This window comes from Cohnella faecalis (assembly GCF_003570905.1).
GTDB lineage: Bacteria > Bacillota > Bacilli > Paenibacillales > Paenibacillaceae > Cohnella > Cohnella faecalis.
Window position 1 is genome coordinate 1 of the sequence record NZ_QXJM01000051.1, and the last position, 12,127, is coordinate 12,127.

The following is a 12,127-nucleotide window of genomic DNA, read 5'->3' on the forward strand; positions in this document are numbered from 1 at the left end:
CGTGATTGGCTGTGGCCGACGGAATTTCGGCTCGCCTGCGCTTTCGTCCCATCGGCATGCGGACAACAAAGTCGATTTCGCCAGCGGAATGAACAGCTGATTCGGGTCTTCATCCATGCATACAAGAGCGGCATCTCCTTGTCGCACATTGTTTACATTGGAGCTGTAAGCCTGTACGTTCGGAACGGTCACGCCGAAGGGAATGACTTTCTGCAGCGAAGCGATAAGGCGGTTGACGAAATCGCTCGCATAACGAACGGATTTAATAGCATCCGGATGCTCGGATTCCTCGTGCATTCCGCCGGATTGACAGCTGTCGAGAATGACCGTGAAGTTGACCTTGGAAGGCTCAAGCGACTCGGCTGCCAATGCCAAATCCCAATCGCTGATATAGGAGCCGGAATAAGGAATGATCGTTTGATAGTACGTATCCGCAGTAATTGAGTGCAAGCCTCCATGCCCGGAAAAATACAAACACGCAACGTCTCCCGGCTCCGAAATCGACAGCATATACCTGATCGCTTGGCGGATATTCGACGATGTCGCTTTGCTGTCAAGATACACCCAGATTTGGCTCGGATCGAACAGAAAAGCGTCGACACAGGTGATAGACGGCTTGCGCATCGGGAACGCAGCATTTCAGATTCGAGAAAGCCGGGCCTTGCACCGAGTAATCGTTGACGCCGACGACGACGGCTCGCTTGGTCAATTAGCATTCCTCCTTGTTAGACATCTTCTCTCACCGGAATGAGAGTCTCGGCCGTTTCGACGAACGCCCCGCGCCTCATCGATCGATCCGTTCCAATAAAAGTTAGCCGGTATCGGAACGCTTTTAACGCCGGATTTACGATAGCAAGAGTCAAAGGAACAGAGTCGGTCATCTCTTTTTTGATTTTCAACTGCTCTTCGCGTTCGTAGCGATTGTCCGGATCGGAATACGCCACGTCGATGAAGACGGCTTCGACTTTCTCGGTATCAAACAACGGCAAAATTGAATGCGAATAGATGCCGGGAACGGATCGTCGACGGGAAGGAGCGAAGCTTCGCTTGAGAACGTTTCCGTTTCTCTGTTCGTCCCGTCTTTCAGACGATGGACGAGACGGTAGGTGTACGTTCGCTTCGTCTTGTCGTCGAGACGAATATTCATGACAGTGTACCGGCCTGCTCGGTTAGAATAAGTACTTGCTCAGAAGCTCTCCGCCAGGCTGCCGGTATTCGAGACGAACTTCTATCGAGTCGACGACGCCCCAATCCACATTCGAAGCTTTCACTTGCAGCTCAAGAAACCGATGTCCTCGAAAGGATTGAGCAGCAGCGTCCGATCTTCCTTTCGCCGGGGCGGCTGCTCGTAGCTTGTCTTGCTTCCTTCCACCCCGATAAAGGATCAAAATGGTATTGGACGGAATACTCGTATCGGTGTCCAGCCGTTCGTTCATGAAGACTTCAAAGCGGCGGGCTTCGGCGCGATCCTTGTCGAATACGAAATCCGCATGCTTCAGCGTGGCCGGATCGGCCGGATTTCCGTAATCGAGCGACAGGTGCGCCGAATGCAAGCCGATCCGCCCGAAGTCAATGGGCGCTCCGCCGAGACGGTAAAGACGCGGAAGAACGGATCGTCGAGATCGACTTCGACGAAATGCTTGCCTTTTTCGAGATCGGCTACGAGCAGCCCGATAAAGCTTTGCGGAGCGTAAGTCCGCTGCGTTGCCTCGGAACGGTCATAAACGAGTTTAATATGCTTGCGCTCCTCCTGATGAACAATTCGAAGCTTGAAAGATACGAGCACCGGACTGCCCGCTCCCCGGGAGCGGAGGCTACCCTGCGGGCAGATTGACTGCCCGCGAAGGAGGAATATTGACACCGACAGCGACGGCAGCTATCGGTTTATCGGAAGCGATGGGGAAGCCGGTTCCTTCGGTCGGACTTGTCGAAGCGGCGGGCGGCGATTCCGGAGTCGGCGGATTGTGGCCGCCGCTGCATCGCCGTTGCCGGTTCCTTCGGTCGGGCTTTTCGATTCCGGCTTAGCCGTTGTCGAGCCTGTGAATTCGGGGCGCGGCGGGGCTGGTGTCGCGGCCGGCCGCAGCTCGTTGCCGCGCTTGAATACGCTGTCGAGAGATTCGGGCTGAACGAAGCCGCCCGTGACTTGTCCCGGCGTAAGCGTAGGCTCGAACCATTGCCGGAGAAGGTTTTCCTTGAAGAAGTCGAGCGCCCATTTCTCCTTCTCCTTCTCGTCCTGCTCTCCGGTGAAATCGACCACTTTGATTTTAATAGCCCCGTCCTGCACCAGCTTTTCGAACGCGGCGTCGATGCCGGCGCGGACGAAATAGACTTGCGCCTCGACGCCCCGCTAATCTGCGTGTATACGCGCTCCAAATCGGCCGTAATCTCGACGTTCAGAGCCGGACGCATCCCGGTGAACTTAAGATCGTAAATGACGCCTACCGGTTCGGTCCCTTGCTCGAACGCTTTTTCCAGCAAAGTGGCCCTTCCTGGCTAAGGGTGAGGCTGAATACCGCGGTGTTGTCTCCTTGCAGCGATGGGATGGACGAGCCGAGAATTTTCTCGACCGCGTTGAACGACCCCGGACCGGCCGGCTGCGCCAATGCTCCCCCGCCCCTTGCAAATTAAGAGCGATGCATTGGACGGTACCTTCGTCGAAAGGAACGACGGCTAGATTGGGCTTATCCTTCGCGATCGAACGCAGCTTGGACAATATTCGACGCTCCAGCGCCGGATCGAGCCGCAGGTTCACTTCAAACATGAGGAACCCGCCGCCCTTCGCCCCGCCGGTTACGGCTGCCGGTTTGTACTTAATGAAAGTGAATGCGGCCCGACCGTCGCGGCGGGCAAGCTGAACCGGTCCGGGCAAGTACCAGAACTGGTCGGGGTCGGCGTGATCGGGGAAAATCGTTATTCCTCAATCGTAATCGTTCGGCTGCCTAATAGGAGCATGCTGCCGTTCCTCCTTCCCTATCTTAGGTTTCGCTAGTTCAACGGAACGACGACATCCGGCTCATCGCTCGTTTTCCAGTCGATCATATTGCTCAAGCCGTTCGTAAGCGGCGAACGATCTGGATTTGGTAACCGGCAGGACCTTCGGCGGTATAGTCGTACTCGAAGCTCGCGCGGTCGGCGGCGGATTTGAATGCGAACTCGTCGGCGAAGCTCAAGCCGCGTTCCGGGTCATCGTATCGGAGTTTTACGATAATCTCGCGAAGTTTGAGCTCCGCGAAATCGCCGTCCCCGGGCCGGATAGCGACGACTTTATGCCCGTTCATATCCTCCCTTACGGTAAGACGTCTCTCGAGGGTATACGACTGCGGAACCTCGGACAGCGTTCCGTCTTTGCGAATAATCGTCGCTTTGAATCCGACCTGCCTCCGGTTTGCGTCCTGGAGTGCAACGACAAAGCGCCCGGTCGCGACAGACTTATCGTTGAATTCGAAAGACTGCTCTTCGAGCACGCCATTATTCGGGTCCTCGTACGAGACGTCCACGAAAGCCCGGTCCACCTTCGTCCAGTCGAACAGCGGAACGATTTCCAGCGTGCGCTTCGTCGGAAAAGGATCGCGGATCGTCAGCCGTTCCTCATCCGTCTCCATCCAGGGCAGCTCAACGTCCGAAAATCAACCGCGCGATAAATGATTTTGTAGCGGAAACGGGTTTTACCGGAGTCCATGACGAACATTTTCCAGCTCGCTTCGGTGACGGTTTCCTTGCTCAGCACAAAGCTGTCCGCTTGGCTGATCCGATGCTCGGGATCCTCGTATTGCGTCCGAACCTCGACATGCGAATAACGCTCCCATGGAAAATTCAACGCCTGAATCGGGACCGGGACGATGGAATACAGCTCTCTTGGAAGGATTTCCACAACGTCGCCTCGTTCGATAATGTCGGGAGATTGCAGCGAAAGCGGGCGCTCGGTCCCGTCGACATGGCGAAAGAGAACCTTGTAGCGATACACCGCTTGACGCCGCACCTCACCGTTGTCAAGAATGCTGTTCCACTCAAGGTTAAAGGTGGAAGCCGACGAATCCAGTAAGACGGATTTCACCTGATTCCGTATTCCAACGTAACGTGGATCGAAGCGATGTCATCCTCCTGGTAATCGGCTCGGGAAATGACCTGGATTTTCCGGAGCTCGAACCAAGGATCGATCAGATCGACCGACAGGACGAAGCGGCTCAGATCGATGCCCGGCTCCCGCAGCGATTTGAACAGGCCGCTCAAGTGGCCTTGCGGATAGATGGATTTCTTGACCGCGGTCCGTTCGCTGAAGTTGACGTTCAGTCTTTTGCGATCGATACGCGTGTAATCGATTTGACGATAAGAAAAGCTGACTAACGAGCCCCATCCGCCCGTTACGGCAAGCGCGGAAGAGGTTTTGGCGAGATGTTCGATCTTGTCCCAGGTATCCTCTTTTTCCGGCTCGATCGGATTTAAGCTCGGCGTGAAGAAAGCGTCGGTAATCATGCTCCGCACTTCGTCAACCGCTTGCTCATGCCGGGCCGTCAGCCCTTCGTCCTCGCCTTCGACGACGAACAAATCGTCTTCGATAACGATGACCCGGTTGTCTATCAATTTATCGACGGCTTCCGTAATTTGGGATTGATAAAAAATGGAATCGGAGCCGAAAGTCTCGTCAAGATGGTTCTGCACTCGTTCCCAGTCGATGCTCAGCCGAACGGAATAAGCCGGGCGAAGCGCCAAATAATCAAGCGAATAAATAATTCCGATCGGCGACATCTCCCCTTGCAGCGCCTCTCTCAGAGCAATGACGCCTTCTTTGGTCAACTGCACCGAGAATGCCGACTGATTGTCTCCATACAAGGCAGGCTTCGCGTTATGGCTGAAGCTAAGAGCGAAAGATATCTTCGGTCCTGCAGGCGATGGCGCATCGCGGTTTGCTTGTCGAACAGCATTAGCTTTACCGTTCCGTCGATTAACGGAACGGAGCAAGCCGCGGCGACTCGCGCAGATGCTCCGAGCGCTTGATCTCATCCCGGATCTCCTCCAGCACGTCGGGATCGACTCCCAGGTTGACATCGAAATTGAGGAAGCCGCCGCTGTCTGGCCCGCTCCGAAATTGGATGACCTGAAGCTGGGGAAGGAAACGCCCGTTTGTTCGTCCGTAACCTCGGTCAGTCTAGGCGGTGCTGGCAGGTAGTACCATTGCAAGGGATCCTCGTGATCGCGAAAGACGACACCCGGTTGATCATATAATAAGGCGGAGCCAGGTACAGCATTTTATCGCCTCCTAGGCCGGCGTTTCCGGCAATACGATCGTTTTTTCCGACGTGTTGCCAGGCTCGATATTTTTCACCGATCGTCGACCATGAAGTAAGACGCTCTCCATTCGTAAACTTGCTTGGATTTGTCTTTGTAGGTAAACTCCCACTTCGCTTCTGGGCCGCTTCTTGAACAAGAAGTCTTTGGTCTCGTCGATGCCGTTCGCTTCGTCCGCATAATGGAGCGTCACCTTAACGAGCTTCACCAGATCGAAGTTGATCAAATCGGGCACGAGCTGGATACTCTGGGTGAGAGCGACGTCTCCGAGCATGATCGTATTCCGGTCGCTGACGGTCGTGGGAACTTCCTCGAACGTGCCGTCCTTGAAGCGGATGTTCGCGGAGTACGTCACCTGTCCTCCCCGTCTCGGTAATGACCGGGAACGTCCAGTCGAAGAAGTTGACCGCTTGACTGAGCGCCACGGACTGAGACTGGCGTAGTTGTTCTCTTCGTCCGGTACACCAGATCGACGAAGATCGAATCGATTCGGGCTGCGAAGTCGCCGAAGCCGAACGCTGACCGTCCGGCTAGCACTGAACGGATCGTTGATGAACAGCTTGTCCGCCCGCCGCTTTGCCAATCGCTTTTGAACTCTTTTCCGTTTTCCTTCATGAAATAGTTGACTCGATACGATACGGATTTTTGCGAGGCTTAAAAATTACACGGGAAAAACGGTGCTCGCTGTGATCTTTGTCCAGCTTGAATACATCTTCGATTAAATCGACACGTTATCTCTGTCCTCGTACTGGATGTAGCCCCTGGCGACTTGAATTTCAACCAAGTTCCGAAGCTCAGGTAACTCTCCAGTAGAGGACAGAGATAACGGTGTCGATTTTAATCGAAGAATGTATTCAAGCTGGCAAAAGATCACAGCGAGCACCGTTTTTCCGTGTAATTTTTAAGCCTCGCAAAAATCCGTATCGTTATCGAGTCAACTATTTCATGAAGGAAAACGGAAAAGAGTTCAAAAGCGATTGGCAAAGGGCGTGGCGGACAAGCTGTTCATCAACGATCCGTTCAGTGCTAGCCGGACGGTCAGCGTTCGGGCTTCGGCGACTTCGCAGCCCGAATCGATTCGATCTTCGTCGATCTGGTGTACCGGGACGAAGAGAACAACTACGGCCAGTCTCAGTCCGTGGCGCTCAGTCAAGCGGTCAACTTCTTCGACTGGACGTTCCCGGTCATTACCGAGACGGGAGGACAGGTGACGTACTCCGCGAACATCCGCTTCAAGGACGGCACGTTCGAGGAAGTTCCCACGACCGTCAGCGACCGGAATACGATCATGCTCGGAGACGTCGCTCTCACCAGAGTATCCAGCTCGTGCCCGATTTGATCAACTTCGATCTGGTGAAGCTCGTTAAGGTGACGCTCCATTATGCGGACGAAGCGAACGGCATCGACGAGACAAAGACTTCTTGTTCAAGAAGGGCGCCCAGGAAGCGAAGTGGGAGTTTACCTACAAAGACAAATCAAGCAAGTTTACGAATGGAGAGCGTCTTACTTCATGGTCGACGGATCGGTGAAAAATATCGAGCCTGGCAACACGTCGGAAAAACGATCGTATTGCCGGAAACGCCGGCCTAGGAGGCGATAAAATGCTGTACCTGGCTCCGCCTTATTATATGATCAACCGGGTGTCGGTCTTTCGCGATCACGAGGATCCCTTGCAATGGTACTACCTGCCAGCACCGCCTAGACTGACCGAGGTTACGGACGAACAAACGGGCGTTTCCGTTCCCCAGCTTCAGGTCATCCAATTTCGGAGCGGGCCAGACAGCGGCGGCTTCCTCAATTTCGATGTCAACCTGGGAGTCGATCCCGACGTGCTGGAGGAGATCCGGGATGAGATCAAGCGCTCGGAGCATCTGCGCGAGTCGCCGCGGCTTGCTCCGGTTCCGTTAATCGACGGAACGGTAAAGCTAATGCTGTTCGACAAGCAAACGGCGATGCGCCATCGCCTGCAGGACCGAAGATATCTTTCGCTCTTAGCTTCAGCCATAACGCGAAGCCTGCCTTGTATGGAGACAATCAGTCGGCATTCTCGGTGCAGTTGACCAAGAAGGCGTCATTGCTCTGAGAGAGGCGCTGCAAGGGGAGATGTCGCCGATCGGAATTATTTATTCGCTTGATTATTTGGCGCTTCGCCCGGCTTATTCCGTTCGGCTGAGCATCGACTGGGAACGAGTGCAGAACCATCTTGACGAGACTTTCGGCTCCGATTCCATTTTTTATCAATCCCAAATTACGGAAGCCGTCGATAAATTGATAGACAACCGGGTCATCGTTATCGAAGACGATTTGTTCGTCGTCGAAGGCGAGGACGAAGGGCTGACGGCCCGGCATGAGCAAGCGGTTGACGAAGTGCGGAGCATGATTACCGACGCTTTCTTCACGCCGAGCTTAAATCCGATCGAGCCGGAAAAAGAGGATACCTGGGACAAGATCGAACATCTCGCCAAACCTCTTCCGCGCTTGCCGTAACGGGCGGATGGGGCTCGTTAGTCAGCTTTTCTTATCGTCAAATCGATTACACGCGTATCGATCGCAAAAGACTGAACGTCAACTTCAGCGAACGGACCGCGGTCAAGAAATCCATCTATCCGCAAGGCCACTTGAGCGGCCTGTTCAAATCGCTGCGGGAGCCGGGCATCGATCTGAGCCGCTTCGTCCTGTCGGTCGATCTGATCGATCCTTGGTTCGAGCTCCGGAAAATCCAGGTCATTTCCCGAGCCGATTACCAGGAGGATGACATCGCTTCGATCCACGTTACGTTGGAATACGGGAATCAGGTGAAATCCGTCTTACTGGATTCGTCGGCTTCCACCTTTAACCTTGAGTGGAACAGCATTCTTGACAACGGTGAGGTGCGGCGTCAAGCGGTGTATCGCTACAAGGTTCTCTTTCGCCATGTCGACGGGACCGAGCGCCGCTTTCGCTGCAATCTCCCGACATTATCGAACGAGGCGACGTTGTGGAAATCCTTCCAAGAGAGCTGTATTCCATCGTCCCGGTCCCGATTCAGGCGTTGAATTTTCCATGGGAGCGTTATTCGCATGTCGAGGTTCGGACGCAATACGAGGATCCCGAGCATCGGATCAGCCAAGCGGACAGCTTTGTGCTGAGCAAGGAAACCGTCACCGAAGCGAGCTGGAAAATGTTCGTCATGGACTCCGGTAAAACCCGTTTCCGCTACAAAATCATTTATCGCGCGGTTGATTTTCGGGACGTTGAGCTGCCCTGGATGGAGACGGATGAGGAACGGCTGACGATCCGCGATCCTTTTCCGACGAAGCGCACGCTGGAAATCGTTCCGCTGTTCGACTGGACGAAGGTGGACGGGCTTTCGTGGACGTCTCGTACGAGGACCCGAATAATGGCGTGCTCGAAGAGCAGTCTTTCGAATTCAACGATAAGTCTGTCGCGACCGGGCGCTTTGTCGTTGCACTCCAGGACGCAAACCGGAGGCAGGTCGGATTCAAAGCGACGATTATTCGCAAAGACGGAACGCTGTCCGAGGTTCCGCAGTCGTATACCCTCGAGAGACGTCTTACCGTAAGGGAGGATATGAACGGGCATAAAGTCGTCGCTATCCGGCCGGGGACGGCGATTTCGCGGAGCTCAAACTTCGCGAGATTATCGTAAAACTCCGATACGATGACCCGGAACGCGGCTTGAGCTTCGCCGACGAGTTCGCATTCAAATCCGCCGCCGACGCGCGAGCTTCGAGTACGACTATACCGCCGAAGGTCCTGCCGGTTACCAAATCCAGATCGTTCGCCGCTTTACGAACGGCTTGAGCAATATGATCGACTGGAAAACGAGCGATGAGCCGGATGTCGTCGTTCCGTTGAACTAGCGAAACCTAAGATAGGGAAGGAGGAACGGCAGCATGCTCCTATTAGGCAGCCGAACGATTACGATTGAGGGAATAACGATTTTCCCGATCACGCCGACCCCGACCAGTTCTGGTACTTGCCCGGACCGGTTCAGCTTGCCCGCCGCGACGGTCGGGCCGCATTCACTTTCATTAAGTACAAACCGGCAGCCGTAACCGGCGGGGCGAAGGGCGGCGGGTTCCTCATGTTTGAAGTGAACCTGCGGCTCGATCCGGCGCTGGAGCGTCGAATATTGTCCAAGCTGCGTTCGATCGCGAAGGATAAGCCCAATCTAGCCGTCGTTCCTTTCGACGAAGGTACCGTCCAATGCATCGCTCTTAATTTGCAAGGGGCGGGGGGAGCATTGGCGCAGCCGGCCGGTCGGGGTCGTTCAACGCGGTCGAGAAAATTCTCGGCTCGTCCATCCATCGCTGCAAGGAGACAACACCGCGGTATTCAGCCTCACCCTTAGCCAGGAAGGGGCCACTTTGCTGGAAAAAGCGTTCGAGCAAGGGACCGAACCGGTAGGCGTCATTTACGATCTTAAGTTCACCGGGATGCGTCCGGCTCTGAACGTCGAGATTACGGCCGATTTGGAGCGCGTATACACGCAGATTAGCGGGGGCGTCGAGGCGCAAGTCTATTTCGTCCGCGCCGGCATCGACGCCGCGTTCGAAAAGCTGGTGCAGGACGGGGCTATTAAAATCAAAGTGGTCGATTTCACCGGAGAGCAGGACGAGAAGGAGAAGGAGAAATGGGCGCTCGACTTCTTCAAGGAAACCTTCTCCGGCAATGGTTCGAGCCTACGCTTACGCCGGGACAAGTCACGGCGGCTTCGTTCAGCCCGAATCTCTCGACAGCGTATTCAAGCGCGGCAACGAGCTGCGGCCGGGCGACACCAGCCCCGCGCGCCGAATTCACAGGCTCGACAACGGCTAAGCCGGAATCGAAAAGCCCGACCGAAGGAACCGGCAACGGCGATGCAGCGGGCGGCCACAATCCGCCGACTCCGGAATCGCCGCCCGCCGCTTCGACAAGTCCGACCGAAGGAACCGGCTTCCCCATCGCTTCCGATAAACGATAGCTGCCGTCGCTGTCGGTGTCAATATTCCTCCTTCGCGGGCAGTCAATCTGCCCGCAGGGGTAGCCTCCGCTCCCGGGGGAGCGGGCAGTCCGGTGCTCGTATCTTTCAAGCTTCGAATTGTTCATCAGGAGGAGCGCAAGCATATTAAACTCGTTTATGACCGTTCCGAGGCAACGCAGCGGACTTACGCTCCGCAAAGCTTTATCGGGCTGCTCGTAGCCGATCTCGAAAAAGGCAAGCATTTCGTCGAAGTCGATCTCGACGATCCGTTCTTCCGCGTCTTTACCGTCTCGGCGGAGGCGCCCATTGACTTCGGGCGGATCGGCTTGCATTCGGCGCACCTGTCGCTCGATTACGGAAATCCGGCCGATCCGGCCACGCTGAAGCATGCGGATTTCGTATTCGACAAGGATCGCGCCGAAGCCCGCCGCTTTGAAGTCTTCATGAACGAACGGCTGGACACCGATTACGAGTATTCCGTCCAATACCATTTTGATCCTTTATCGGGGTGGGAAGGAAGCAAGACAAGCTACGAGCAGCCGCCCGGCGAAAGGAAGATCGGACGCTGCTGCTCAATCCTTTCGAGGACATCGGGTTTCTTGAGCTGCAAGTGAAAGCTTCGAATGTGGATTGGGGCGTCGTCGACTCGATAGAAGTTCGTCTCGAATACCGGCAGCCTGGCGGAGAGCTTCTGAGCAAGGTACTTATTCTAACCGAGCAGGCCGGTACACTGTCATGGAATATTCGTCTCGACGACAAGACGAAGCGAACGTACACCTACCGTCTCGTCCATCGTCTGAAAGACGGGACGAACAGAGAAACGGAAACGTTCTCAAGCGAAGCTTCGCTCCTTCCCGTCGACGATCCGTTCCGGCATCTATTCGCATTCAATTTTTGCCGTTGTTTGATACCGAGAAAGTCGAAGCCGTCTTCATCGACGTGGCGTATTCCGATCCGGACAATCGCTACGAACGCGAAGAGCAGTTGAAAATCAAAAAAGAGATGACCGACTCTGTTCCTTTGACTCTTGCTATCGTAAATCCGGCGTTTAAAGCGTTCCGATACCGGCTAACTTTTATTGGAACGGATCGATCGATGAGGCGCGGGCGTTCGTCGAAACGGCCGAGACTCTCATTCCGGTGAGAGAAGATGTCTAACAAGGAGGAATGCTAATTGACCAAGCGAGCCGTCGTCGTCGGCGTCAACGATTACTCGGTGCAAGGCCGGCTTTCTCGAATCTGAAATGCTGCGTTCCCGATGCGCAAGCCGTCTATCACCTGTTGGTCGACGCTTTTCTGTTCGATCCGAGCCAAATCTGGGTGTATCTTGACAGCAAAGCGACATCGTCGAATATCCGCCAAGCGATCAGGTATATGCTGTCGATTTCGGAGCCGGGAGACGTTGCGTGTTTGTATTTTTCCGGGCATGGAGGCTTGCACTCAATTACTGCGGATACGTACTATCAAACGATCATTCCTTATTCCGGCTCCTATATCAGCGATTGGGATTTGGCATTGGCAGCCGAGTCGCTTGAGCCTTCCAAGGTCAACTTCACGGTCATTCTCGACAGCTGTCAATCCGGCGGAATGCACGAGGAATCCGAGCATCGGATGCTATTAAATCCGTTCGTTATGCGAGCGATTTCGTCAACCGCCTTATCGCTTCGCTGCAGAAAGTCATTCCTTCGCGTGACCGTTCCGAACGTACAGGCTTACAGCTCAAATGTAAACAATGTGCGACAAGGAGATGCGCTCTTGTTGCATGGATGAAGACCCGAATCAAGCTGTTCAATTCCGCTGGGAATCGACTTTGTTGTCGCATGCCGATGGGACGAAAGCGCAGGCGAGCCGAAAGTTCCGTCGGCCACAGCCAATCA

General features: G+C 54.8%; 21 protein-coding genes. 10 read left to right on the plus strand and 11 right to left on the minus strand.

Annotated features, from left to right (window positions below; genetic code table 11):
• The 11 genes from D3H35_RS27480 to D3H35_RS27530 form a co-directional block, all read right to left on the minus strand.
• Window positions 1–624, minus strand: a 624-nt coding sequence (locus tag D3H35_RS27480; RefSeq protein WP_199728628.1) for a caspase family protein, incomplete at its 3' end; no start/stop codon positions are given.
• 101 nt (window positions 625–725) lie between these two features.
• Window positions 726–899 carry a hypothetical protein gene (locus D3H35_RS31015; protein WP_158594307.1) on the minus strand — a complete coding sequence of 58 codons (174 nt, stop codon included), beginning with the start codon at window positions 897–899 and terminating at the stop codon, window positions 726–728.
• Window positions 896–1,147, minus strand: a complete 252-nt coding sequence (locus D3H35_RS30455) for a hypothetical protein (RefSeq protein WP_147355961.1) — start codon at window positions 1,145–1,147, stop codon at window positions 896–898. Before D3H35_RS30455 ends, D3H35_RS31015 begins: the two co-directional genes overlap by 4 nt.
• A 22-nt stretch (window positions 1,148–1,169) precedes the next feature.
• Window positions 1,170–1,553, minus strand: a complete 384-nt coding sequence (locus tag D3H35_RS27490) for a hypothetical protein (RefSeq protein WP_119152309.1) — start codon at window positions 1,551–1,553, stop codon at window positions 1,170–1,172.
• Window positions 1,496–1,786: a hypothetical protein gene (locus tag D3H35_RS27495; RefSeq protein WP_119152310.1), complete on the minus strand. Its 291-nt coding sequence runs from the start codon at window positions 1,784–1,786 to the stop codon at window positions 1,496–1,498. Before D3H35_RS27495 ends, D3H35_RS27490 begins: the two co-directional genes overlap by 58 nt.
• A gap of 90 nt (window positions 1,787–1,876) precedes the next feature.
• Complete coding sequence (locus D3H35_RS27500; protein ID WP_147355962.1) at window positions 1,877–2,257, minus strand: hypothetical protein; 381 nt, start codon at window positions 2,255–2,257, stop codon at window positions 1,877–1,879.
• Between the two features lie 787 nt (window positions 2,258–3,044).
• A complete protein-coding gene (locus D3H35_RS27510; RefSeq protein ID WP_119152313.1) occupies window positions 3,045–3,602 on the minus strand; it encodes a hypothetical protein in 558 nt (185 codons plus the stop codon).
• The gene (locus D3H35_RS27515) at window positions 3,578–4,054 is read right to left on the minus strand and encodes a hypothetical protein (protein WP_119152314.1); all 477 of its coding nucleotides are present in this window, start codon (window positions 4,052–4,054) and stop codon (window positions 3,578–3,580) included. Before D3H35_RS27515 ends, D3H35_RS27510 begins: the two co-directional genes overlap by 25 nt.
• Complete coding sequence (locus D3H35_RS27520) at window positions 4,051–5,001, minus strand: hypothetical protein (protein ID WP_119152315.1); 951 nt, start codon at window positions 4,999–5,001, stop codon at window positions 4,051–4,053. The genes D3H35_RS27515 and D3H35_RS27520 overlap by 4 nt, the downstream gene beginning before the upstream one ends.
• Before the next feature lie 256 nt (window positions 5,002–5,257).
• Window positions 5,258–5,869, minus strand: coding sequence for a hypothetical protein (locus D3H35_RS30460; RefSeq protein WP_147355963.1), 612 nt, complete (start codon window positions 5,867–5,869; stop codon window positions 5,258–5,260).
• Between the two features lie 384 nt (window positions 5,870–6,253).
• Window positions 6,254–6,439, minus strand: a complete 186-nt coding sequence (locus D3H35_RS27530) for a hypothetical protein (RefSeq protein ID WP_119152317.1) — start codon at window positions 6,437–6,439, stop codon at window positions 6,254–6,256.
• On the opposite strand from D3H35_RS27530, the gene D3H35_RS30465 reads away from it, so the two are divergent.
• The 10 genes from D3H35_RS30465 to D3H35_RS27585 all read left to right on the plus strand — a co-directional run bounded on the left by D3H35_RS30465 (window position 6,425) and on the right by D3H35_RS27585 (window position 12,020).
• Complete coding sequence (locus tag D3H35_RS30465; RefSeq protein ID WP_147355964.1) at window positions 6,425–6,625, plus strand: hypothetical protein; 201 nt, start codon at window positions 6,425–6,427, stop codon at window positions 6,623–6,625. The genes D3H35_RS27530 and D3H35_RS30465 overlap by 15 nt on opposite strands.
• A gap of 262 nt (window positions 6,626–6,887) precedes the next feature.
• Complete coding sequence (locus D3H35_RS27545) at window positions 6,888–7,346, plus strand: hypothetical protein (protein ID WP_119152320.1); 459 nt, start codon at window positions 6,888–6,890, stop codon at window positions 7,344–7,346.
• 43 nt (window positions 7,347–7,389) lie between these two features.
• Window positions 7,390–7,773, plus strand: coding sequence for a hypothetical protein (locus D3H35_RS27550; protein WP_119152321.1), 384 nt, complete (start codon window positions 7,390–7,392; stop codon window positions 7,771–7,773).
• Between the two features lie 131 nt (window positions 7,774–7,904).
• Window positions 7,905–8,321, plus strand: a complete 417-nt coding sequence (locus D3H35_RS27555; RefSeq protein ID WP_119152322.1) for a hypothetical protein — start codon at window positions 7,905–7,907, stop codon at window positions 8,319–8,321.
• Window positions 8,264–8,848 (plus strand): hypothetical protein, encoded by a 585-nt coding sequence (locus D3H35_RS27560; RefSeq protein WP_147355965.1) that lies wholly within the window; start codon window positions 8,264–8,266, stop codon window positions 8,846–8,848. The genes D3H35_RS27555 and D3H35_RS27560 overlap by 58 nt, the downstream gene beginning before the upstream one ends.
• Before the next feature lie 416 nt (window positions 8,849–9,264).
• A complete protein-coding gene (locus tag D3H35_RS27565) occupies window positions 9,265–9,639 on the plus strand; it encodes a hypothetical protein (RefSeq protein ID WP_119152324.1) in 375 nt (124 codons plus the stop codon).
• Window positions 9,640–9,921: 282 nt separating this feature from the next.
• The gene (locus tag D3H35_RS27570) at window positions 9,922–10,251 is read left to right on the plus strand and encodes a hypothetical protein (protein WP_119152325.1); all 330 of its coding nucleotides are present in this window, start codon (window positions 9,922–9,924) and stop codon (window positions 10,249–10,251) included.
• Between the two features lie 92 nt (window positions 10,252–10,343).
• Window positions 10,344–10,865 carry a hypothetical protein gene (locus D3H35_RS27575; protein ID WP_119152326.1) on the plus strand — a complete coding sequence of 174 codons (522 nt, stop codon included), beginning with the start codon at window positions 10,344–10,346 and terminating at the stop codon, window positions 10,863–10,865.
• Window positions 10,862–11,239 carry a hypothetical protein gene (locus D3H35_RS27580; RefSeq protein ID WP_119152327.1) on the plus strand — a complete coding sequence of 126 codons (378 nt, stop codon included), beginning with the start codon at window positions 10,862–10,864 and terminating at the stop codon, window positions 11,237–11,239. Before D3H35_RS27575 ends, D3H35_RS27580 begins: the two co-directional genes overlap by 4 nt.
• Before the next feature lie 178 nt (window positions 11,240–11,417).
• The gene (locus D3H35_RS27585) at window positions 11,418–12,020 is read left to right on the plus strand and encodes a caspase family protein (RefSeq protein ID WP_119152328.1); all 603 of its coding nucleotides are present in this window, start codon (window positions 11,418–11,420) and stop codon (window positions 12,018–12,020) included.
• The last annotated feature ends 107 nt before the right edge of the window (window positions 12,021–12,127 follow it).

Coding starts and splice junctions, on each gene's coding strand:
- D3H35_RS30455 (WP_147355961.1), bottom strand. CDS start 1,147: ATGAATATTCGTCTCGACGACAAGACGAAGCGAACGTACACCTACCGT.
- D3H35_RS27510 (WP_119152313.1), bottom strand. CDS start 3,602: ATGGAGACGGATGAGGAACGGCTGACGATCCGCGATCCTTTTCCGACG.
- D3H35_RS27520 (WP_119152315.1), bottom strand. CDS start 5,001: ATGAGATCAAGCGCTCGGAGCATCTGCGCGAGTCGCCGCGGCTTGCTC.
- D3H35_RS27545 (WP_119152320.1), top strand. CDS start 6,888: ATGCTGTACCTGGCTCCGCCTTATTATATGATCAACCGGGTGTCGGTC.
- D3H35_RS27550 (WP_119152321.1), top strand. CDS start 7,390: ATGTCGCCGATCGGAATTATTTATTCGCTTGATTATTTGGCGCTTCGC.
- D3H35_RS27570 (WP_119152325.1), top strand. CDS start 9,922: ATGGGCGCTCGACTTCTTCAAGGAAACCTTCTCCGGCAATGGTTCGAG.
- D3H35_RS27585 (WP_119152328.1), top strand. CDS start 11,418: ATGCTAATTGACCAAGCGAGCCGTCGTCGTCGGCGTCAACGATTACTC.